At 53.2% G+C, this 21,787-nt stretch carries 27 protein-coding genes and 1 pseudogene; 16 read left to right on the forward strand and 12 right to left on the reverse strand.

Annotation, left to right across the window (positions count from 1 at the left end; genetic code table 11):
* The first annotated feature begins 28 nt into the window (after positions 1–28).
* The 3 genes from RJT48_RS20000 (at position 29) to RJT48_RS20010 (ending at position 2,575) form a co-directional block, all read left to right on the forward strand.
* Positions 29–1,486: a lamin tail domain-containing protein gene (locus RJT48_RS20000; RefSeq protein ID WP_311174128.1), complete on the forward strand. Its 1,458-nt coding sequence runs from the start codon at positions 29–31 to the stop codon at positions 1,484–1,486.
* A complete protein-coding gene (locus RJT48_RS20005) occupies positions 1,483–1,782 on the forward strand; it encodes a DUF3006 family protein (RefSeq protein WP_311174129.1) in 300 nt (99 codons plus the stop codon). Before RJT48_RS20000 ends, RJT48_RS20005 begins: the two co-directional genes overlap by 4 nt.
* A 130-nt stretch (positions 1,783–1,912) precedes the next feature.
* Positions 1,913–2,575 (forward strand): DUF998 domain-containing protein, encoded by a 663-nt coding sequence (locus RJT48_RS20010; RefSeq protein ID WP_311174130.1) that lies wholly within the window; start codon positions 1,913–1,915, stop codon positions 2,573–2,575.
* A 160-nt stretch (positions 2,576–2,735) separates the two neighbouring features.
* On the opposite strand, the gene RJT48_RS20015 is transcribed toward RJT48_RS20010, so the two are convergent.
* Positions 2,736–2,939 carry a DUF6199 family natural product biosynthesis protein gene (locus RJT48_RS20015; protein ID WP_311174131.1) on the reverse strand — a complete coding sequence of 68 codons (204 nt, stop codon included), beginning with the start codon at positions 2,937–2,939 and terminating at the stop codon, positions 2,736–2,738.
* Between the two features lie 57 nt (positions 2,940–2,996).
* Entirely contained in the window at positions 2,997–3,839 is an 843-nt protein-coding gene (locus RJT48_RS20020; protein WP_311174132.1) for a hypothetical protein, read from the reverse strand.
* A 320-nt stretch (positions 3,840–4,159) separates the two neighbouring features.
* Between RJT48_RS20020 and RJT48_RS20025 the strand changes: the two genes are divergently transcribed.
* The 4 genes from RJT48_RS20025 to RJT48_RS20040 all read left to right on the forward strand — a co-directional run bounded on the left by RJT48_RS20025 (position 4,160) and on the right by RJT48_RS20040 (position 6,214).
* Complete coding sequence (locus RJT48_RS20025; RefSeq protein WP_311174133.1) at positions 4,160–4,387, forward strand: hypothetical protein; 228 nt, start codon at positions 4,160–4,162, stop codon at positions 4,385–4,387.
* Entirely contained in the window at positions 4,384–5,232 is an 849-nt protein-coding gene (locus tag RJT48_RS20030; protein ID WP_311174134.1) for a hypothetical protein, read from the forward strand. Before RJT48_RS20025 ends, RJT48_RS20030 begins: the two co-directional genes overlap by 4 nt.
* Before the next feature lie 174 nt (positions 5,233–5,406).
* Positions 5,407–5,586, forward strand: a complete 180-nt coding sequence (locus RJT48_RS20035) for a hypothetical protein (RefSeq protein WP_311174135.1) — start codon at positions 5,407–5,409, stop codon at positions 5,584–5,586.
* Position 5,587: 1 nt separating this feature from the next.
* Positions 5,588–6,214: a hypothetical protein gene (locus tag RJT48_RS20040; RefSeq protein WP_311174136.1), complete on the forward strand. Its 627-nt coding sequence runs from the start codon at positions 5,588–5,590 to the stop codon at positions 6,212–6,214.
* 83 nt (positions 6,215–6,297) lie between these two features.
* Here the strand turns inward: RJT48_RS20040 and RJT48_RS20045 are convergent, their stop codons facing one another.
* Positions 6,298–7,197 carry a hypothetical protein gene (locus RJT48_RS20045; RefSeq protein WP_311174137.1) on the reverse strand — a complete coding sequence of 300 codons (900 nt, stop codon included), beginning with the start codon at positions 7,195–7,197 and terminating at the stop codon, positions 6,298–6,300.
* Positions 7,198–7,345: 148 nt separating this feature from the next.
* Here RJT48_RS20045 and RJT48_RS20050 point away from each other — a divergent pair, with 148 nt between their 5' ends.
* The 3 genes from RJT48_RS20050 (at position 7,346) to RJT48_RS20060 (ending at position 9,784) form a co-directional block, all read left to right on the forward strand.
* Positions 7,346–7,918 (forward strand): hypothetical protein, encoded by a 573-nt coding sequence (locus tag RJT48_RS20050; RefSeq protein WP_311174138.1) that lies wholly within the window; start codon positions 7,346–7,348, stop codon positions 7,916–7,918.
* 159 nt (positions 7,919–8,077) lie between these two features.
* A complete protein-coding gene (locus RJT48_RS20055) occupies positions 8,078–9,076 on the forward strand; it encodes an MBL fold metallo-hydrolase (RefSeq protein ID WP_311174139.1) in 999 nt (332 codons plus the stop codon).
* Between the two features lie 12 nt (positions 9,077–9,088).
* On the forward strand, positions 9,089–9,784 hold the full coding sequence (locus RJT48_RS20060; protein ID WP_311174140.1) for a hypothetical protein: 696 nt from the start codon (positions 9,089–9,091) through the stop codon (positions 9,782–9,784).
* Between the two features lie 114 nt (positions 9,785–9,898).
* On the opposite strand, the gene RJT48_RS20065 is transcribed toward RJT48_RS20060, so the two are convergent.
* The 4 genes from RJT48_RS20065 to RJT48_RS20080 all read right to left on the reverse strand — a co-directional run bounded on the left by RJT48_RS20065 (position 9,899) and on the right by RJT48_RS20080 (position 13,950).
* On the reverse strand, positions 9,899–10,903 hold the full coding sequence (locus RJT48_RS20065) for a ComEC/Rec2 family competence protein (RefSeq protein ID WP_311174141.1): 1,005 nt from the start codon (positions 10,901–10,903) through the stop codon (positions 9,899–9,901).
* 69 nt (positions 10,904–10,972) lie between these two features.
* The gene (locus RJT48_RS20070) at positions 10,973–11,533 is read right to left on the reverse strand and encodes a hypothetical protein (protein ID WP_311174142.1); all 561 of its coding nucleotides are present in this window, start codon (positions 11,531–11,533) and stop codon (positions 10,973–10,975) included.
* A gap of 106 nt (positions 11,534–11,639) precedes the next feature.
* Positions 11,640–12,800 (reverse strand): hypothetical protein, encoded by a 1,161-nt coding sequence (locus RJT48_RS20075; protein WP_311174143.1) that lies wholly within the window; start codon positions 12,798–12,800, stop codon positions 11,640–11,642.
* Positions 12,801–13,176: 376 nt separating this feature from the next.
* Positions 13,177–13,950, reverse strand: a complete 774-nt coding sequence (locus RJT48_RS20080; RefSeq protein WP_311174144.1) for an HFX_2341 family transcriptional regulator domain-containing protein — start codon at positions 13,948–13,950, stop codon at positions 13,177–13,179.
* A 401-nt stretch (positions 13,951–14,351) separates the two neighbouring features.
* On the opposite strand from RJT48_RS20080, the gene RJT48_RS20085 reads away from it, so the two are divergent.
* Positions 14,352–14,915 carry a hypothetical protein gene (locus tag RJT48_RS20085; RefSeq protein WP_311174145.1) on the forward strand — a complete coding sequence of 188 codons (564 nt, stop codon included), beginning with the start codon at positions 14,352–14,354 and terminating at the stop codon, positions 14,913–14,915.
* A gap of 16 nt (positions 14,916–14,931) precedes the next feature.
* On the opposite strand, the gene RJT48_RS20090 is transcribed toward RJT48_RS20085, so the two are convergent.
* Together RJT48_RS20090 and RJT48_RS20690 are read right to left on the reverse strand one after the other, a co-directional pair.
* Positions 14,932–15,183 carry a hypothetical protein gene (locus tag RJT48_RS20090; protein WP_311174146.1) on the reverse strand — a complete coding sequence of 84 codons (252 nt, stop codon included), beginning with the start codon at positions 15,181–15,183 and terminating at the stop codon, positions 14,932–14,934.
* A gap of 113 nt (positions 15,184–15,296) precedes the next feature.
* Positions 15,297–15,543, reverse strand: a pseudogene (locus RJT48_RS20690) (HNH endonuclease); the annotation flags it as partial.
* Between the two features lie 556 nt (positions 15,544–16,099).
* Here RJT48_RS20690 and RJT48_RS20695 point away from each other — a divergent pair.
* On the forward strand, positions 16,100–16,219 hold the full coding sequence (locus RJT48_RS20695) for a DUF6884 domain-containing protein (RefSeq protein ID WP_345784773.1): 120 nt from the start codon (positions 16,100–16,102) through the stop codon (positions 16,217–16,219).
* A 26-nt stretch (positions 16,220–16,245) separates the two neighbouring features.
* Here RJT48_RS20695 and RJT48_RS20100 read toward each other — a convergent pair whose 3' ends face one another.
* Positions 16,246–16,830 (reverse strand): hypothetical protein, encoded by a 585-nt coding sequence (locus RJT48_RS20100; protein ID WP_311174148.1) that lies wholly within the window; start codon positions 16,828–16,830, stop codon positions 16,246–16,248.
* A 361-nt stretch (positions 16,831–17,191) separates the two neighbouring features.
* Here RJT48_RS20100 and RJT48_RS20105 point away from each other — a divergent pair, with 361 nt between their 5' ends.
* Positions 17,192–17,401, forward strand: coding sequence for a hypothetical protein (locus tag RJT48_RS20105; protein ID WP_311174150.1), 210 nt, complete (start codon positions 17,192–17,194; stop codon positions 17,399–17,401).
* A gap of 89 nt (positions 17,402–17,490) precedes the next feature.
* Here RJT48_RS20105 and RJT48_RS20110 read toward each other — a convergent pair whose 3' ends face one another.
* Positions 17,491–17,913 (reverse strand): hypothetical protein, encoded by a 423-nt coding sequence (locus RJT48_RS20110; RefSeq protein WP_311174152.1) that lies wholly within the window; start codon positions 17,911–17,913, stop codon positions 17,491–17,493.
* A 139-nt stretch (positions 17,914–18,052) separates the two neighbouring features.
* Between RJT48_RS20110 and RJT48_RS20115 the strand changes: the two genes are divergently transcribed.
* Positions 18,053–18,484, forward strand: coding sequence for a DUF6884 domain-containing protein (locus RJT48_RS20115; RefSeq protein ID WP_311174153.1), 432 nt, complete (start codon positions 18,053–18,055; stop codon positions 18,482–18,484).
* Between the two features lie 128 nt (positions 18,485–18,612).
* On the opposite strand, the gene RJT48_RS20120 is transcribed toward RJT48_RS20115, so the two are convergent.
* Complete coding sequence (locus RJT48_RS20120) at positions 18,613–19,290, reverse strand: FxLYD domain-containing protein (RefSeq protein WP_311174154.1); 678 nt, start codon at positions 19,288–19,290, stop codon at positions 18,613–18,615.
* Between the two features lie 290 nt (positions 19,291–19,580).
* Here RJT48_RS20120 and RJT48_RS20125 point away from each other — a divergent pair, with 290 nt between their 5' ends.
* A complete protein-coding gene (locus tag RJT48_RS20125; protein ID WP_311174155.1) occupies positions 19,581–19,739 on the forward strand; it encodes a hypothetical protein in 159 nt (52 codons plus the stop codon).
* A gap of 68 nt (positions 19,740–19,807) precedes the next feature.
* Positions 19,808–21,769: a hypothetical protein gene (locus tag RJT48_RS20130; RefSeq protein WP_311174156.1), complete on the forward strand. Its 1,962-nt coding sequence runs from the start codon at positions 19,808–19,810 to the stop codon at positions 21,767–21,769.
* Positions 21,770–21,787 lie beyond the last annotated feature (18 nt).

The raw sequence follows: 21,787 nt of genomic DNA on the forward strand, positions 1-21,787 counted from the left end.
TTACCGCCCAGCGCGCTACGACTGTCGTATGTCACGGCCCCGGCGGTCTCGATCACTACTCATCGTGGTTGCTGTCACGATGCTTCTCCTCGCCGGGTGCAGCGGTGCCGACCCGGGCGGGACACCGACGCCTGAACCGACGACACCGCAGGCGAGTGGCACAGCCCCCGCCACGACGACGGCGACGGCGCCAGCCCCGGCGACGAACGGGACCGTCGAGCTGCACTTCATCAACGTTGGCCAGTCGGTGAGTACGCTGATCGTGAGTCCGAGCGGCGAGACGATGCTCGTCGACACGGGCCATTACCGGGATGACGGCGAGTACGTACTGCAGTACCTGCAGGCGCACGGGATCGACCGGATCGATCACCTCGTCGTCTCGCACAACGACGCGGACCACATCGGTGGGAACGCGGCGATCATCGAGTATTACGAAACGTCCGCGGACGGGATCGGCGCCGTCTACGACCCAGGGATCGCAGCCAGTACCCAAACGTACGCCGCGTATCTCGACGCAGTCGAAGCACACGACGTAACACTGTACGAGACGCGGGAAGGCGACCGGATCGCTTTCGAAGGCGTGGACGTTCAGGTGCTTGGGCCGCCGGAGCCGTATCTTGAAAACGAAGCCCGCAACGAGAACAGCATCGTATTGAAACTCACCCACGGGCAGACAAGTTTCCTCCTGTCAGGAGATGCCGAAGACGATCAAGAAGCGTACCTGGTCGAGCAGTACGGCTCACAACTCGACTCCACAGTCCTGAAAGCCGGGCATCACGGAGCTTCAAGTTCCTCCAGCGGCAGGTTCTTGGATGCGGTCGCGCCTGCCGCAGTCGTGATTTCCAGCGGGTATGACAACCAGTACGACCACCCGACTCCTGAGGTACTGCAGCGACTCGCTGACCGATCGCTCCCGGCGTACTGGACTGGCACGCACGGCGACATCGTCCTCGTCAGCGACGGCAGCGCCGTGTCCATCCGCACCCAACACGCCGCCCCGACCGATCCGCTCGCACTTCGTGATGCCGACCCTGCAACAGTCGGGAGCGGCGGTGCCGTGACCGAACGCACCGTCCTCGGCGGCGGTTCCGTGGCGACCCAGACCGAGCAAGTTGTGACTGACGGCGGTACGACTACTGCATCGGCTGACCCCGCCGCATTAGCCGTCGCCGACGTGAATGCTGATGCCGCCGGGGACGACCGGGAGAACCTCAACGACGAGTACGTCGTTTTCGAGAACACCGGCGATGACCCGCTTGAGCTCTCCGGGTGGACCGTCGAAGACGAGGTCGGGCAGACCTACACCTTCCCCGACGGTACCACGCTTGACCCCGGTGCGACAGTGACACTCCACACCGGCAGCGGCACCGATACCGACACCGACCTGTACTGGGGCTCCGGCTCACCGATCTGGAATAATGACGGCGACACCGTTATCGTCCGCACCCCCGACGGCACAGTCGTTGTGGAGGAGACCTACGAATGACCGGACTCAACGAGCTTCGTGACGGGGAGTACACCGCGGTTGTCGATACGATCGACGACGGCCTTGCCACCGTGTTCTTCGAACAGGACGGCGAGGAGGTCGGCAGCGCTACTATCGATGCGGACACGCTGCCCGTTGAGGCGCGTCACGCCGACGCCATCCTTACGGTGGATATCACGGACACCGAGATCACTCGGCTGAAGTACGAGCCGGACCGGACCGAGGACCGGAACCAAGCAGCCCAAGACCGGTTCGATCGGCTGTCATCCCGCCCGCCACGCGACGACGACACGTGATTGAGGTCGCATTCCAGTACAGTTACCCGTCATACACTCACTTATTCACGCGATACAGAGGATATACGTAGCAGAGACATCATCTATCAAGCGAATAACTATTTGTCTTTGTCGTACGAATCTACAGGTGATGAGCCAAACACCCTCTCTCCAGTCTCGACTCGGCCTCTCGAATCGGTCAATGGCGGGTTTCGGTCTCAGTATATCGGGCTTCATCGGATTTATGGGGATTATGACGGCGGAGGTCCTCTATCCGAACTATTCGACCCGACAGGATATCAGCGACCTGGGATCGACGCGGCCACCCAACCCAGTGATACACGAACCCTCGGCGACGATCTTCAATTCCACGATGCTCCTGACTGGAGTGATTGTAATCCTCTCGGCATATCTTCTCTACAAAGCTATGGATCGTCGCGGGTTCCCGATTGCATTGGCCGTCTTTGGATTCGGCGCGTTCGGTGTCGGGATCTTTCCGGGAAACGTGACTCCGTGGCATGGACTTTTCGCCCTGCTCACGTTTTTTATGGGCGGTATCACAGTCCTCCTCTCCGCACGGGTTGTTTCCCGACCGTTTTCGTTCCTTTGTGGGCTCTTTGGTGGCCTCTCACTCCTGATTCTCGTTAGTGTGTTTTTCTTCGGATTGGTCATCGGTGGTCCGCATCCGCTTGAATTCCTCGGGGGCGGCGGAATCGAGCGATGGGTCGTCTACCCACTCATTCTCTGGCTGCTCGCCTTTGGTGGCTATCTCTTGGCGGAATCTGAGCACACAACGAGAGATATTACGGAGTAGCCCACGTGTATTGATACTCGACGGTCGTTCAATCAAAGATTTCACACCTAATCGTGATCGATACGCAGGTAGATCTCACGGCTGATTCGTCGTGACCAGACGTAAATCAAAGTGGGAAATCGCTGAGTATAGTTGAACGTCCGACAGATCAAGACGAGTTCTAGAGTGCTGACTCTACTAGGATGAAGCCGAGAATAACGAGTGCAGGGCCGCCAAAATACTGAGTTAATTTGACCAGCTCGGGAGTCGGCTCGGAATCTACTGCTCCACTATTTCTCCAGCGTGCAACCTTCTCAGGCCAGATTAGCATTATAACTCCAAATATGAGGGCAAATACGCCAACTACAACGTACTGTGATCTCACATCTGAGGCGGCACTTGGAAGCGTTGTGAATCTACCGTTCTATTAGCAGGCAGGGCCCTACGGTTGCTTCGGCTGTGAAGTCGTGAAATACTCCCGTGACAAGTCTTCTATGACGCCCTGTGAGTGAGAGAGATCTGATCTTACCCACGATGGTCGCTCAAGCTCGGCGTCGCCTGATTCGAACTCGAACGTGATCCGGTATGTTGTCGGTTCGTCGCTGAACGACCGGACCAGCAGGTACTCCATGTACGTTCCCGCAGGTTCTGTCGTGTCCCAGGAGACGTTCGCCGCTGTGACTACGTGCGAGTTAGCGTCAGTCCGTACCGCACCCGAGGCATCTGTAATGCGGTACGGTTCCCGTCTGTCGTACCATCCTGCCCGTGGCGTATAGACTGTCTCGTCCGACGAATCAGACCCGTCGGCCTCGTATCCGGCGACAACGAGACTGTTGACGAACACCGATGCCGTTCCCGAGACCGGCTGCGTGACGCCGGTGCCGTTCTCTTTGACGACCAATGTCACGTTGTCCCCATCCCGGTCTTCATCGACGAGGACGCGGTCCTCATCTTCAGCAATCAGTTCTCGTTGCTGCTCGGCGTTGTCACTCCCCGCAATCGTTCGCTTGCGGTAGACCGGTCCAGTTGCGTCGGGCTGGTAGGCCGCTGACACAACGCCGCCATCGACAACCCGCTGGTACCAGGCGCCATCAGCAGTTACGACACCGTCGAATGCCAGTCTCACCTGTCCGTCCACGACGAGACTCCCCGTCGCGCTGAACGCGTCTGTCTCACCAACGGTGAATCGCTCGCTCGGAGCGTTCGCTGCGTGTGGCTCGGTCGTCGTGAACGGATACACCGCAGAGAGGACAAGCCCGAAACACACCACTGCTAGCATACCCATCAAGACCCCGGCAGTCCGACGCTTCATATGCGTTCGCAGACGTCAGTGGGATACCTCCCTCAACCCATCGGAAACTAAAATGCGGGTCTCATCGACGCTGTGCCTCTTCGTGGTAGTGCTCGCTGCGGAAACGGAGGGATTTCCCGAAGATACTGACCGTCATTTCAGCGCGGTATTCAGACGCCTCAGTTAGACCCCTTGCTAGTGAATCAGGACTCGAACGCTCAGGACGGCAGAACCCGCCTCGGATATTCAGACCCTTCGTGTCCGTCTGGTACAATTCCACCAACGCCAAGTGAGTATCTTTGGAGGAATGCGATATGGCTCGTGACTTTACCTTCGGAAATTTTCTGAAAGAAGTCGGGATGCGGCTCGGTGCTGCCGTCGTTGTCGTCAGCGTCTTCCTCGGTGTCGGGTATTTCAACCGGACTAACTTCCTCGGGCTCTCCAGCGTTCTCGGCACCCAAGCTAGTTTCGTTGCTGTCTCGTTGGCACTCATCGGGCTCATTTCCCTGAGTTGGATCGGTATCCAGCAGTACCGTCAATGACACTCCTTCCGGACCGACTCCCGACGTACGCCTGTGACGTCGTCGGGCTTGTGAGCATCGCGCTGGTGCTCGCCGGGATCCAGTCCTACGTACCACTCTCCGTTCGGGACGCACTCGTGTTCGATCACGGGCAGCTCCGTGGCTATACGTTGCTCACCGCAGCGTACGTCCACGCCTCCGAACCGCACCTCCTCCAGAACTTAGACGGGTACGTCCGCATCGTCGGGTTCCCGTACCTGTACAGTGTAGCATCCGATGGGCGACGCTGGTTCTGGCAAACCACACTTGCCCTGCTGTTCGTACTTCCGATCCTCACGAGCCTCACAAGCTACGCGCTGCTGCCAGTCCTGTACCCGGACGTGACCCCTGTCACGTACGGGTTTTCCGACGTCGTTGCTGGTTTTGCGGGCGTCCTCATCGTCGCCGTCGGACGCTACGTACAGGCCCGCCACAGTCCCACCGTCGCGTGGGCGGTCAGTTGTACCGGCGGCGCGCTCGCCGTCGCTGTTATCGGGATTCGCCTCACCGGGACCGCAAGCGCCGCCGTTACTGGGACTGTCGGCCTCCGTGCCGGGCTCGTCGTCGCCGGTGGCTGGTTCCTCACCGCCGCACGCTCGCAGTCGGATGCCCGCACTCGACTCGCGTGGGTGACAGAAACAGTCGTCTTTGGCCTTACTGGCGTCGTCTTCGGTACGCTGCTCTGGGATTTCTTCCCACCACTGTCAGCGCTCGCTACTACCGGGCCGACAACGAATCTTGTGGGCCACGCCGCCGGGCTCGGCTGGGGGGTCGTGCTTGCCGTCAGCCTGCACGGATTCGACCGGAACGAAGCCGTCGATAGATGATCTTCATTTCGAGTCTCTAAGAGCTAATACGCTCACGCAGAGTACTATGAACTGCTCAAGACAGGATGACTATGGATTGGTCAGTTCGGTGGCTGGTGAAGAATACGGTACAACTTCTCGCTGGCTTATTCCAAGGCCCCACAATATTATAATTCGTCCAAGAAAACTTTCTGTATGGCCGCTGAGGACATTATTGAAGCGGTAGTGGCTCTACTTATCGGTGGTATTCTATTTCTCACCTTTACTGGATCAGATCCATCATTATTGCTGGATATTGCTCCACAGATCATAATACTGGCAGTTTTGCTCGCTATTGGCGTTAGCGTACTTCGTAATATTGTGGATTTGGTTTAGAATGACGAGTGAAGAATCTACATCAAACTCAGAGAAGGAATCCACAGAAGAGTTGGATGAGAATCAAGACAATCAGGGCGTAGTCACTCCTTTGAAACGGATTGTGGTAGAAATATTCAATATACCACTTATTCGAGATGGCTATGAAGATTTAGTTGAAAGGAATTGGTATGCCATTTCAAGAACTGCGCTCTATATCGGGTTTATTGGGTTAGCGGGCTGGTCTATTTACTTTTCAATCGCGTGGGGCGTGGTATATCTTACTTCCTCAAATACTCTATTTGGGACTGTAGGACGAATCACTACAGTTGGCCCACTTGCACCGGTGGCAGTATTCATATTCGCTCTCATTTCAAAGAGATCAGCGGAAGGAATAGAAAATTTGCACGCTTCCGATGAATCATCTAAACCAAAATTTGCTCTAGTCATTGTTATGAGTACAGTTTCACTATTTCTGGCAATAACATATCGATGGTCGATTTTTAACGCATTAACTACTATGTATGGAAATTCTGTTCCACTTGATTCGTTGATTAGTATCGTGCTTGTAGATGGCTTATATATTAGTTTAATTCTGATTGGAGTCGGCGGTTTAGCAAGCCTCATTTTCGCTCCTACATCTGAATAATTTGTTATTTCACCCCTACATTAGAAGGAAGCTTATGTGAGATTCTCCGACTGTATCAACAATTTCCGTCACAAGAGCGATAGCTAATTTCTGAGGCCTAATCTTCGAGATGAGTACCGTACGAGCTTTCGTAAAGACAGCTCTTCATCCTCAACCAGTAACCCACCAGAGAGTATTATACCCCACAAAAAGCCCGCGGCGTGGGCAAAGATATTCGTAAATGTCCCATCGTCAACAAGGGTACTCGCCGTCGGAAACAGCGCCAGTACGAGTACGGACAGGACCACTGCAACCAGTCCGACTAACAACCCCCCGAATCCCACTCGTTGGATATCAACCGGGTCCGTGGAGATGCCATCTTCGTACACATACAGCCCGGTCAAAAGTACGATACTCGCTCCCACTAGGCCAGTGACAGCAAGTCGGAGTCCGCCGGTGTACTGGATATCAATCAGTTGCATCAGGATCAAAAACAAGCAGAGACCGACCGTCCACGCAACGGCACTGTTGTATTTGACTCGGAGCGTACGGTATAGTGCCACTAGCAACACTCCACCGAAGCCACCGACAACCCCTGAAAAGCCACGGGATACCGGAGCAGCACTGGGGTATTGCCAGGATATTACCGCGTAGCTCGTCAGGTTCGTCAACACCGGCAGGGCAAAAACGGAGATAAGGAGGGTCCGGCGGAACCAACGGAGGCCATCGCTATTGGACGTTAAGGCGTAAGCGTATACGATCGTCATCGCATATCCAGCGAGATTGCCGTACAGATGCATATTTGAGGCGTGGACGAACGCCCCAGTGAACACGGTATAACTCGGGAACGATGAATGATCGAAGACGAGTGCTTGATGAGTCGACTCAGGCAGCCCAAAGTGGAGGACTGTCAGGAGCACTGGAAGTGTGCCAATGATGATGAGCACGTGGTTTCGTATCCGATTCGCTCGTTCGTCGCTAGTGTGGTCTTTGTCTGTTGACATCGACAGTTCAAGCGAGGGTTGCAGACTCCAAAAGAGTGTGAGACGTTTTACTGCTTGATTTTGGGGGTTTACGGTGATCAAGAGGGGCCTTGATCGTGATCAATCCCTGGCTGAACTGATTTAATTGATGCCCCTATGATATGTGGGTATGGCGAACGTCCCGAACCAATTCCAAGCTGAGTTCGAAGAGAAAGGAGACACGTTCTTCGACATCGCCGAACTCCTGTATACGAATCACGGACACCAATACACACTCGACGAACTTGCGGATGCCGTCGACGTTTCAGCCACCCGGGTCAGTCAGCTGCTTGACGAGATGGCTGCAGGAGAAGAGGCGTGGATCTCCAAGAGTACCGAGCAGATGACCATCGTCTGGAACACAGAGGCTCACAACCCCGCATCGACCGAAACTACCCACGCCGTACGTGGATTTTATCGAGATCTGTGGAGCGTGCTGAAAGCCCACTCCAGTACCGCTCCCGGGACGTACGCAATCATCGGATTTCTCCTGTTCGCCGCTGCCATCGTACTGGGGAGTATCTACATAGGATTTACGTTGAGTTCGCAAGACCCGGGACTACCACTGATCACCTACCTCTTATTGGCCACCGGATCATTCATTACCGGTGTCATTACCACTGTATTAGCGCCAGTCCAAGCACTCGCAAATAGCCTGATTTGGCCTCGGCTTCCATCGGACATCTTCGAGAACAGCGATTAACCGCCCTACGGTGGTTTTGAAGCCATCGGCTTCGACTATATTCTGAATCTGGCGACCGTAGTGACGTAGTTGATCCCGATTAGACTCTCTCTCCTGGGTTTCACTTTCACCCCGGTTGGCGGACACTTTTCATTCGACATACACAACGGCCGACGAGAGATGGCTAAGAAGAGCCACCACGTACTCGATATTCGAGTCTGGGATGTCGAGCACGGGAGTGCGGCTTATCTGAGTGCTGGCAACAAAGATGTCGTTATCGACTGCGGAAAGAACACCGGCGACCCGGAGTTTTCGCCACTGCGATGGATCAACGGGAGCCGGTTCGGCATCAACAGTATCGACTATTTAATCATCAGTCATCCACACGAGGACCATATTGAAGATCTCGACGTGATGAAAGAGCTTGAGCTAGCCCCGTCTATCTTTCTGCGTCCGAAATCAGCAACCGACTTGGTTGAAGCGGGGCTCGAAGAAGCACGAGAGAACGACGACGACGCTTATATTGAAGACGCAGAATACTACCTGAACAAGCTTGATGAGTATGATGGCGATGTCGAGACCTCTCCCTCTGACCCAACCTGGGCGTTGGACGATCCGGAGTTAGGACGGGCTAGAGCGGATGGCGGAGTGCCGACTGACGGTGTCACGTTCCACAGCTACGGGACTAGCGACGCCACCCTCGGGAGTGATCGTTTCGAGAAGCTGAATAATTTGAGTCGCGTCACGGTCGTCAACTCGTATGGGTTCCAGTATGTGACAGTGGGTGATTTACTGGATCAGGGAACCACTAAGCTGAAAAACAACGCCAGCGCGTGGTCAGCCATCGAAGACTCAGAGGTACTGGTCGCTCCACATCACGGGCGGGAGAGTAGTTACGACGAGGAATTGATCGACCACATCAACCCGGATCTCGTCGTGTTTTCCGACAAAGCAGATGAGGGGAACTCGGCCACAGACGCCTACCGAGAGCACGCATCCGGAGTGTCTGTTACGCACGAGGACACTGGGAACACGGAGACGCGGTACGTAGTTACAACTCGGAACGACGGACGGATCCGCATCGAAGCCTCTGACCCGGACGACTGGGAGGTTTCCGTATACGGTCGTGACTACACAACCGAGCAGGCAGCCTCCAAACGGTATACGAATCTAACCTGAGGCAGGTCGTGAATGTCTGTTGCACGAAGCTTCCGCGCTTTAGAGCTGTATGATGTGCTGGCCAACTTAGTGCCCGGCGCAGTCGTCCTGCTGGCACTCAGTGCGATCTTCCGCGTTGAGACATATCTCCAATTTTCAACCGGGGCGATCGCTACAGGGACGTTCCTCGTTGCTGCGCTCGTGTGCGGCCATATTATTCAACTGATCGCCAGCGCACTCGACGGAACGCCGACCTTGTTTGGAGACGTGATTCAAGCCACACGCGATGGGAACACCGACGAACTCCCAATTGCGGTGACGCACGTCGAAGAGGCTATTTGGCCGCTGATGCAACGGAAATTCTCGTTACCAGACGATTTCGATGATTACGGGACGTTGTTTCGTCTGCTCTTAAGTTATATCGAAACGACCCCGGCGACCCGCGCTCTTCGGTTTCAAGCACTGCACTCGTTTCACCGGAGTATGTGGGCTGTCGGCTACGTCGCCGCTGTTCTGACCCTCAGTAGTATGCTGTTGAAATGTACTGGGTGGATCGCTGTCCGATCGTGGCCCGTTCTTGGCTTAGTACTTACAGGGAGTCTCGCCGGAATATGGGTCTTCAAACGACGAAAAACCAAAATGAACAACCGATTCATCCAGTACGCGATTGCGGACTTCTACTCCGATCAAGTTCAGGAACTCAACAGTGGCGTGGAGCGAGGGTCATAATCACTCTTCTTGAAACTCTCTGACGACCGTTAGAGGATGACCGGAGTCTGAATTATTCTCCTGATATTATGTTATGTCACATAGCGTGCGCAGGGGAAATAATAGAAATGCTGTTTACTCCGGTAGCTGGAAAATGCCTTCAGGATCCTCGGCTTCAAGATCGAGTTCACCATCTTCTGTGACGGTCACTTTGAGTCGTCCGTGTTGTCGGGTCGAGTAGATCTCAGTCTCAGGACCACACATCCGATTGTACTTCGCAAGGGCATCCTGTCCGGTTTTCTTCCCGACGCTTACGATTACGTACTCAGGATCGATTTGCCTGACTGCCTCCGCGTTGAATCCGTTCTCCCGTCCGTGGTGTGCTGCTTTGAGCACGCGAACATCAGTTAACTCTTCCTCCGCATAGTCGAGCACACGCTCCCACGCGTCCGCACTTTCCAGATCACCGGGCAGAAGAATCCCACCAGCTGGTGTGTTCACCTTCAGCACGTAACTCAGGTCATTATAGTTCGCTGTCGACGTATCTTCGTGCTTCGCATTCAACTGCTGGATATACGCCGGTGACGGGTGGAAAATATCGATGTCGTCATCCGCCCACGTTGATGTCTTCGTTCCTTTCGTCGGTTGGATGTAGTGGTGATCCGTCTTTCCGTGCCGGATCTTTTCGTATCGCACCCAATCTGTCGGATCGAACCGCTCGGGCCACTCGTCTTGATCCGCACTCAACGTCTTCGCGTGAAACGTATCCCAGAACACTTCGATGCCGATCTCATCATCCAACCGGGCCAACCCCGAAAGATGATCCATATCCGGATGGGTCGCTACGAACCGCCACACACCACGACCGCCGTCATCGATATTGTTATCGACGTACTTGACCGGGTCGTTCAGATGCCGTCTCGCATACTCTTCTTCCGACTCCGGATGCGAGGATCCGAACACATCCTTCAGAAACACGGACAGTCCAGCCACGTCTGATTCTCTGTCTTTTCGTTCGTGGATGTCGACCACCGAAACCCGTCCTTCAGGATGTCTCTCATCACCCGGATGGTGAAGAACTGTACAATCCCCGTGACCCACGTTCAAAAAATGCGCCTCAAACGTCTGTTTCCGCCCCATCATTTCGTGTACAACCACGTCTACGAGCGACGGTTATCGTTCTGGTGGTCCCAGCCATAGAAACAACTGTTATCCCCACAAATCCGGCCCCGCATATCCCCGACGACCAAGCATCAAAAGCGCTAAGACGATCGAAATAGCGGCGTACGTAACGAAAATCAACTGTTGAGTGACGCCCGTCGAATCATAATATGCGAGAATTCCTTGTACAATTGCTGACGCGGCAAGAACACCCGTGGCGACGGTCAGAACCAGATTAATGAACGAGTTCTGATTACGCCATTGCTCCTCCCGTTTCGTACGCTGAATATCGTGTGCGACAGAGAAACCGTCCGACGTCAATCGGTTCACGCCAAACTCGCTTTCCTCAAATGGTTGGAACAGGTCTACAAGATTTTGTTTTCGGAGATACTCCAGTTCGAGCATCGCCTGGTCTTCGGTCAGTCCAGTCTCTTCAAGAAATCGGGATTGAGAGCCGAGTCTCTCGTATCCTTCATACCCATTCCCAGAGATCTCTCCTGGTACACTAACGATGTTTAATTCCGTGGTGACGTCATTATTGTAGAGAAACTCAACGACACGAACCCACCCTCGCTCCACCCATTCTTCACCATCTACTGTGCGATCCACAGACCGAACTCCCAGTACGCCGGATTGAACGTTCCGCTATACAAAGCATAGAGCTGCAGATTTTTGTCAAGCGTCATAAACAACCTAAAAACCTTCCATTACTTGGTCACGCGTCTCGCATCACCCACGGTTTCGCGTCGGGGTCGTACTCGCTGATCGCGCCGCTGTGACTCCGTGTCTCCCCAGCTAAGACGCCAATATGCTTCAACTGTTGGACGAAGTTGAACAGGACGTTCGTCCGGATCACGTCCTTCCAGACGGCCACCTCATCATAGAGTCGCGCAGTTTGCCCGCGTTCGATCAACTCCCGGGCCTTTGATCGCCCGGATCGCGTACAGAACGTGTTGAGGAACACGTTCGGGTACTCGTGCACCAGGCGGCGAAGCAGATCCGGGAACCGGATCCGCGGGCCTTCCTTCCGCAACGCATCCAACAACAACCGGAACTCCGGGTGGCGCTCGTAGCAGTTCCGGAGCAGAATCGCCAGCGGCTGGTGCGTCTCGAACACTGTCGCCCGTCCGACGTCGTCCTTGACAGCGTCGAGCTCCGCCAGCGTCGCCACGCCGTACCCGTGGAGGACCGTCGCCGCCAACTCGCCTTGCTCGGTCAACGTATAGCGGTCATCTCCTTGGAGTAAGCCTAGCGCCACCGCGCTCTGCCGAGCGCTGTCACCGGCGCCGAACGCGTATTCTGCGGCCAAGACGTCCACGAGTTCATCACTGGCAAGCGGGCCGTGCTGATCGATCGCCACGACCGGCGCGAGGTAATTCAGGGGTTGGGCGAGCGATAGCGTTGCGATGTCGCCGCTGATGTCGCTGTGCCGGAGCCGCACCGACAGCTGCCCTTCGATATCCACGACCTGTTCGTGCGATTCCGAGGTCGGGGGCGACGCCCACGTCCCGACGCCGGTGTCTGTCGCCCCGATCACTCCGACCCCTTTCGCCTGTAGTAGATCCGCGTGTTGCTGGACCGTCTCCTCGGCAGCCGCCAAGAACGACACGTGCGCCCCTTGCTGGTACGTGAGTGCTTGGCCGATCCCGCGGAGCAGCCCCGTCGACCCCTTGACTTCCACTGCAAAGACTCGATCCGTGTTCGTAAAGCCCAGCACGTCCGGGTACCGACCCCCGATCGTGATGCGATGGGACTCACACCGCTCCAGCACGTCCGCATACGTCGCCTCGTGTGCGCCCGGCACGTGGACGAGCGGCTGGTACGAACGGTCTTCCAGCTCGTCGATGACCTGTTCGAACACCGCCGATTCGTCCATTACGACGGCGTTTCAACGGGGACGTGTTTGAAAGTACGGCAAGTGGTGCCGAGGTGAGAAGATCGGGGGCTTCGGCTACACCTGTGGGTTATCTAAGAATTGGCAGCACCCCTGTATTTCGCGCTAAGATCGCTCAATACAGACTACGGAGTGACCGCTACCCTCCGTGTGATCGGAGAGAGCACGGTTCCCTGAACTCGGTCTCCGGCCTCGGTCAGTATTTTTCGCCAAATTTTTTGCCGGGAGCGGTTCGAGCGTGACGAAGCCGTGACTCAAATCCGATCGGCAAAACGTGGTCTGTATTGAACGTCCACAGATGACCACAACAGAGTTTCTGAGCGTTCTATGACACGCTCACTTAGATATTCTCACCCAGTTACCTACTGTTCAGACTCTTCGCTAACGATAGCATTTCCTCTCCTTCAGATGTGGTTCTAACGTGCGTTCCGCCGTCAAACCGCTTCTTGCTGACAAACCCGCGTTGCATCAGAGGATCGACGATCTCGTTTATCATCGGATAGATATCGTCGACCTCCTCTGGCTTTTTGTCGCTGGCCTGGACGACCGGTAGATCGTGCTCAAGCAGATATTGGCCGATATCTCTGAGAATAACACCATCTGGCCCACTCTCGGGCTGTTCTTCTTGAATAAACGAGAGTACCTCAATGAGTTGCAGATCGGGCTCTGTCACAGGATACGCGGGCAACGGTTTGATATCGTTCATTCCGTGGCTGACCGTCTCGTACTCTGACCCCTCAGCAGATTCATTGTAACCCTCTGGCACGACGTAGTAAGGATCTGCAGCAGTGAACATACAAGCGAGCATACCGGCGATCGCCGTGATCTTCGAGCCAGCAGAAATGTTCACTCGGATAATGTCATCAGGATTCCGATCACGAATGACCGCTAATATTGTCTCCAAGGCGTCAGCTAATTCGAACAAATCACACGTCACATCGTCTTGGACGGTGATTCTGTGTTCTTTGAGCACGTCGACAATCCGTTCCCGACACCGTTCGGCAGTATCGTCCGGTTCATTATGGCCGATTAGGATGACGATGTCTGCCTCCCGCTCAATAGCCGGGCGGTAGATCCGCTCATCTTCGAATCCCTGGGGAGCAATATGAACGCGGCGGGGAATATCTGTCACAATAAGAGTGTAAATAGGTAACATTAAAATAGTGACTGGTTGAAAGAGGTACTAAGCATCAACCTGAGACCGATTGAATGAAATATTAAACCGGTTTAATTTACTGAGTTCTTTTTATCTGATAGATCCATCTGCTCGCTAGAACCAGCTCAGTCCAATCAATCGTATCAATAAATCCACATTTTAAGTGCTCATATCCCCTTGTGTACAGTAGGAGAAGCAACTAAACAATCTGTATGAGCATAGTGGAGAATCGGGGTTTTCGGCCGCTTGGACGGCCGAATTCCTATCCCCGCACGCGAAGCGCAGGGTGGTTGGGTTGCGTCACTTCGGCGTTATACTCGCTCTCCTATATCTGCTTCGATTGTGACGGGCGAGATGTTTCTGAGAAACATCACAATATGACGAGAAATCAACTGAAGAGCGGTATCGAACAACGAGCACAAACGAATCTACGAACTGCGACGGAACTCACGGATATCGTCGAGTTCCTCATCACGAACGGTTACACGGACACCAACACGACCATCAAGACACCAGACCTGAAGACCCAGTGCCCCGAAGCGTCGTACCACCGCATCGAGCGCCTGCATAGTGAGATGGGGATGGTTCAAAAGTACAAGCAGGGACCGAGTACGTACCTCATCCACGGCCAGAAAGGTGTCGTCAACGGACAGGGCGTCTCTCAGATGGTCAATCAGGAACTCCAAAAGGTGGCCCAACACACACAGCAGGACCCCGCTATCCGAGCGGTCGTGGCCAACGCACGGAACGTTCCGCGGGGACAGGCTCTTCAAGGACTGAGCAAGGGCAACTTCGGCGACCGCCGTGACCGTCTGGAGCGTATCGTCACTGCCATCGAAAACGACCCGAACGTGAGCAAAGGACCGTACGTGAAAATCGTCTTCCGAACCCCTGCGAACCACTACTGCGCGTCACCGCTGGCCCTCCAACTCTACCGATAGAGACGACTGCCAGCGGCTACACGTCTAGGAGTTCGTCCATCGCGTCTTGGAAGCAATCTGGGCTGCAATAGAACACGAAACTCTGGCCCGATCCGCCGTGTGAGGGAATACCGTGGACGACATAGTCGTCCGGCTGTTTTCCCTCTGTCTCGATCACGAACCCGCAGTTCTGGCACAACGTTTCGGTAATTTCCTGTGGTTCGGTGGTTTCGTCCGAACGCCCCGACAGCTCTGCCTCGATATGCTGAACAATTTTTTGTCGTCCCATTATTGTATCCGTACTATGTGTGCCGATGGACGCGAGTAACAAAAGTATCTACCCGCTATCGTACCTCTTCTGTGGGGGCCGAGGAGTACGCCAACGCGAACCTAGAGCACGAGGTCGATGATCGTCCGGTGTAACACGTCGCTGTGCGTGTCGAACGCAGGGTTCACACGTATCCGGTAGTCCCGGTCGATCGTGAACAGTTCCCGGTCGAACGCCGCGTGATGCGTTTTACTGAGCGCGAGCACATTCGTAAGATCCGCCGGGGCGATCCGGGTAATCACGCCACGATAAGACGTGTGCGACGTCCAACAGCCGCGGATGATCCACGCCGGAGATCGGGCACGTCCGGTCGTGCCGGGACTGTTCTACCCACGCGGAACGAAGTTCTGTAAGGGGGCTCACACCCTACTATGACATATCGAGAGGCGCTGTTAACTGGGACTGCGTGTTGAGTCCTGTCTGAAACCGAGTGACGACCTCTGCTTGATGTTCGGGACACGCAAGGATGGCAACGGCTCCGTCTTGGACCGGAACGACAGGCTGTTCTGCATTGTACACCGAGAGTTGACAGCTTGGACAACGGATCCCACCAGCTGGCCGGTGGTCCAAGAGTGTAGCTGACTCTTCAGTCGTGTACCCGCACACAGTTGAGAATCGCTCAATATGATCGTCGCAACCGACAACGGGCACGGTGAGGTGATCCAGTAGTAGCACGGTGATCTCGTGGTCGCCCTGAGAATTGAGAGCGGACTCGCACGCATCACACTGGATAGCCGGAGTGTGAACACCATCCGGAGATTGGTGAGTGCTATTTATTGACTTCATATGAACCGAGGTATACCCAACTCGTCCCGCCATACGGGTAAATTACAGGCACTGGGGTACAGTTCAGTGAGTCAGATCGGTTAGTTCAGATCTGTTCGACGAATCAGCACTGTTCAGGAAAGCCCGAGCGTACGTTGCGAAGAATCACGATGCGTGGTACATCCTGTCCGCAAAACACGGACGTCACACAAAAATGAAATCGGAGTGGTGAGCGCTAACTCCACTCACGTGGACTGCTTACGAGTGAGGCATTGCTGACTCTTTCTCATTTTTCAATTTAACCTGCGCGGTGTACTCCGCGTTTCCAGGTGTCGCATCCTGCGCAGCGTTCAACAATGCCCACATAACTTCCCGACGGGTGTGATCGGTCGCTGTAGTCACGCGGTCTATTAGCGCTTCAAATTCATGGTCCCAACCGAGAAGTGGTTCCTCAATGTCAGTCGAGATGTACTTCCCGGATGCTCGACTGAGTATCCGGTCACCATCGAAGTCTCCTGTCCAGTGACCGATCACCTCAACTCCCTCTGTTCCGTAATAGGACGCGATTCGATCGGCTTCGGAATCAGTTATTTCGATGTCTAAGGAGTCTTCAAGTGTTTCTTGGAGTTTAGTCGTGTCAACCTCAACCGGACGGAACGTGTATCCTGTCCCAACTTCTGTCTCTCGGACTGTGCGACTGTCTTTCGTCCCACACGTGTACACGCTAGCTCTGATTATGAGGCCTCGGTCTGAATCGATGAAGTATGCCCCATAACGAGTGAGTTCATCAAGGTCTACTTCGATTTCTGTACCTTCAACCGAAATCGTTGTTTTTAGCGTCATATGCTTACCTGGAGTTCGTCTGGCGGTCAGCTATCGATTTGTAGCAGTCTTGCCATCCGATCGTCTCATCACTACGTAGTAGCGACTACTGCAAGACTGCTGCCCACAAAGGAACGGTCTGTAACATAATAACGCATATTTTGAAGTATTATAAACTTTATGTCGTTCGTTTACTGGTTGGAATAAGAACACATATTACAGTTGATATTCTCTGCGATTGCTAATTTTGTACTTCTCCCGTCCACTACAGGGAGTGTGGTCATCAAATCGAATAAGACCGTACAGTGGATCACAGACACGAGACAAAGCGTTAAATTTGCCACACCTCCCCACTGTAGACAACAGACTACGAGGAGATAGTATGCCAAAGGCAGGACTGTGGGCGAACGCGGTCGGACTTCTCATCAGTATCGTCGGAACACTGTTGCTGTTCTCGCATACGACCAACCAGTATCATTCAGCCATTCAGGATCTCGGGTCAATAGCCATCGCATATCTTGGTCTCATTCTCCTTGGGATATCGGTATCACTTACAGGGCTCGCACTACTGTTGAGGCGTACCCCCGATTGATACGTTGGTCAATCTACCGGCAGTGACGCCTAGTTCATCCGTGAACGTAATTACTTATCAATCGTTCAAAGACACCCTCAGCGGGTCTCTTACAGTCGAATACTGACTGGTGTCGGGAGCGCCTCAACGAGTTCCGCAATCCACGTTCGTTTCGCGTCTGTTTCGTGTTCAGCCACTTTCCCAGCTGCCTGGTCAAACCGGAACCGAATCTTCTTCGCCTCGGTTCGAATCATCTCCCGTGCCCGACGCCATTCCGCAGCCGTGTACGGTGGCTTCCCACTGGCCGACGCGAGTGCAGGACGGTTAGCAATGAGCCGTCCTGGACGATGTTCAGCTAAGAGTACCTGTACCTCACCTTCGAAGTCCGCTTTCTTTGCGTCGAGTTGCGAACTACTCAGGTTCGTTAGTGCTTCGACGGTGTATTCGGTATCCCACAGCTCAAATGTTTCTCGCATCGATTCCGACGGGAGTTCGGGCTGTTCCTGTTCACGGACGTACTGGTGTACATCCATACGTCGGCTACGCGACGCTAACAAAAAAGAACCCCAGCAGTTAGCTTGGAAACTCCTTGCTTGCCCAACTGGTGTTACTCTGGTACTCAAGCTCTGTCACCACCTAGATCTATGTCCGTCCAGCGCTCTCGGTTCGGGTATGGACATCGGCCTCGTGAGTTGTACGAAGAGCAAACGGGATCAGGCGGCCCCACCGAAGGACCTGTACGACGAGTCAGCACTGTTCAGGAAGGCCCGAGCGTACGTTGAGGAAAATCACGAAGCGTGGTACATCCTGTCCGCCAAACACGGAGTGCTCGCCCCAGACGGCGACCCGATCGAGCCGTATGACGAGACGCTAAGCGGTGCGTCAGTCGAACGGAAACGAGAGTGGTCCCGACGCGTCTCCACGCAACTCCACGACAACGGGGTGCTCACAGACGGCACACGGCTCGTGTTCCACGCTGGACGCGATTACTACGACGAACTCATCCCACTTCTGAACGACGCTGACGCCACGATTACGATCGATACACCGGCTGATGGACTCCGCTACGGCGAAACGCTCGCGTGGTACAACGAACGGCTGTGATCAGAGTGGTCACTATTCAGGAGAGCTGATAGAGGAGGATTCAGACTGACATTCTCTTTTTCAGCGACCGTACGAGGGTGTCATAAAACCCTTCCACCAGCAAAACAGGAATACATCACTACACCGAGTCAACCTACCGTGAACATCAGTTCTAGTTCGTCGCCAACGCTATCTTCGTAAACCCCTACTTGGCTCAGCGGTATATAAAAACGCCAATCTGGATCAGGGATTCTGGTATCGGTGACTGATCCAATATGAGTGATCCAACCTGAATTGTACGTCACAGCCAGGATATTGATGGCTGTTTCTCCCTCCTGTTCGTGACTGACAATTCCGGTAATGGCGGGAATCTCCTCATCTATGTCTACAGAGCGGGTGTCGAGTTCGTCGTAGGTATATTGAGACTCGTAATCTACGTATGCATCGTAATCAGCTACCTTAAAAGGAACCGTATTCTCCACCCTGATGGACCAGCTCTTTCCACTATGAAGCGTCGGTAACGAGATCTGGTCGTTCCCGATATAAATTCCTTCGTCATCATACCATCGGGCGACCAAGGTTAATGAGCCAGTTGGACCCTCACCGATATTCTGAATCAAAAACTCAGCCGATTCACTCTCGGTAACCCAGTTGGTCTCGACTATGTCGATTTTCCCCACTTCACCACTAGACGTTGTCTGTTCGTTCACGCTTGTCGAATCGGTCACTTCTGTGGCAGGGGTGCCCTCTGGTGCCTCGTTTCCTCCGCTGTTACACCCAGCAAGTAATGCAGTTCCAGATGTTGCGACGAACGTTCTCCGCTTCATAAACATCAATCTGAGCCCTTGATTAATACTTCTTGGTGAAAGTCTGACAGACTTCCTTTGGATAGAATCTAGTTGTATTCAGAGGGAGTCATACAAGAGTTCCCACAGCCGATCAAGAATCGGTCAGTACCGATCTTAACGCGAGTCCAGCGCAGTACGCCGTCACGGAAACGCAGTTCACGACGCCGTCGTGGGGCGGGTGGGAGATTCCTGACGAGCTCCGTCATCGCCTCGCACCATTCAACACTATTCGGCTCACTGACGGTGAGCCGGATCTCCTCGGCGTCGGGATGCCTACGCTCAAAGTATTGAATGCTGAAGCTGCATCAACTCCGGTCACCGTCATTGAAGCGAAAGTCGAAAACGTTGGTGTGGATGCCGAGATTCTGGCTGAGCACCGAGAAGACCTACTTGAGGATCTTCAAGAGCCTGTCTGCGAAAACAAATAATTTGAAGATACGGATTCGGTCACCTACCTGGGCAGAATATAAATTGAATGCCTTTCAGTTGTACGAATATGGCAGATGGGTTTGACCAGTCAGAATTTATCGGCGATGACGGCGAGCTTTCTCCCAGTGAGCACTTTGAGTCGATCCACACGCCCTCATTGAGTTACACCCATATTGAAAAATCTCTGGCAAGTTTAGAGGCGGGTCTAGACAAGTTTGATGAAGAAAAACAAGATGAAGCAGAGATTTATGCCAATGTTACTGTTTTTCGGGAGGTAATGCAGTATATTGAGGAATTCGGCATCTACTTTTATAGCAGACTAGATCCCGATGTGGATTTTGTTGAAGCTATCACAGGTACACGCCCAAAACAAGTAAAAGAAAATTTTGAAGCAATTCGTGATGGGAAACTTGATCGAATCATAGAAGAGTATCAAGATGTCGATGCTGATGAGTGGTTGAAACAGGAACTTGGGTATGATAAAATAGAGGAAAGCACTGATGAAGTCTCACTTGAAGATATAGTTGATAAGGAGAACGAACTGAGCTCTGAGATCGACAACATAGATGAAGCGATTACTGTGTCGTTGGAAACCATCAAAACCCATCTACGAGAGATTGCAGAATTCTTTCTCCGGTTCGAAGAGCCATATAACGCGATCAAACATGGAAATCGCGTTACTCCATTAACAAATCATAGCTTCACAGTTGAGGGGCCGGATGGAGAAATCGAAGTAGAAATAGATGAGAAGTATGTATCATTTCTCTGTAAAACCACTGGATCTCGCCGCGGGGGTGAACTCTACACATTCACTGTGCCAGTTCGGACACTTCGGGAGCAAGCTACCGCAATTGTCAAACTGACAAGAAACATCTACACACAAATATACGATATCAGACAGAAAGTGAAAGAATCCCAGCGTACAGGGGAAAAAGTGAATTTAGACCCTAACTTCTACGGAATATCGAATTCCTCTGGAGGTGGGAGCCAGTTTTCGTTAAAAAGTATAGAGAATCCAGATGCTACTATTTGGCTTCCAGAAGAGGTGTTGTCAGAGAGTATTGATCAATACGAACTTCCCATTAGTGGGGAGGTTGCAGTAGGAATATATGAACAAGGAGGAGAGATGGTGGTAAAAACGGAAGGTGATCACAGCCCTTCCTATGAGTATCCTCTGCTAGTGGATGCGGAAATGCAAGGCGATTCCGATCACCTACAAGGAATAAAAATAACCCAGGACTTCTCCTTCAAGTTGTATGAACTACCTCTCTGGCAGTATCTAGAGTTCCTATCTCTATCGGAGATAGAACCCGTCCAGAGTGTTACCTTAGAGTTTGTCAGTACAGGAGAGTCCGAAACGCGACATACTGATACACCTATATCTCTTCCTTCACTGCCTGAACCAGAGTTCCCAGATTTACTTCAATTTATGCGAAATGTGGGACGAGCTGCCGATGCTGAAATTTGGGTGCCATACTATTGGCCTGTGCGTATTCCCCAAGTTGTTGAATACTATCGACAGGAACGTGATCTCACTAGAGATGTTGCAAAGGAGCTATTGGACGGTATTTCGGAACTCACGGACGAAACAGTAGTCACTATCCCAACGATCTCAATACTAAACCCCGATAGTATCGATGACGAAGGGAATTATCAGTCAATCGAGCACGAAGAGCTTCAACTAAAGATGGGGGGTATAATCCTAGAAGTTGACGAAAAGTGGGGGGAAGGAGAATTTTCGCTAGTCTCCGGTGATGACTCTCGATATAAGAGGAATGAGGTTGGTCACGTTGAAGGAATTGGTGTCACCTTCACAGAGGAAAACCCTGAATCAGTATATCAGGAGTTCGTACAGAAGGGATTAGATGCAGTTACGGAACTCTCAATAACAAACAATCCAGATCAAGCAGAATCGATTCTAGAAACTAAGCGAGTATACGGGCCGAAATTCACTTGGTATCATCTTGATGAGTTTCATTTTGCGCTATATAATGAAATACCGCCTCATATTGATATAGAACCTGAGTAAAACCACTGCTATTAGGTG

The organism is Halobellus ordinarius (genome assembly GCF_031823395.1).
Taxonomy (GTDB): Archaea; Halobacteriota; Halobacteria; order Halobacteriales; family Haloferacaceae; genus Haloquadratum; species Haloquadratum ordinarius.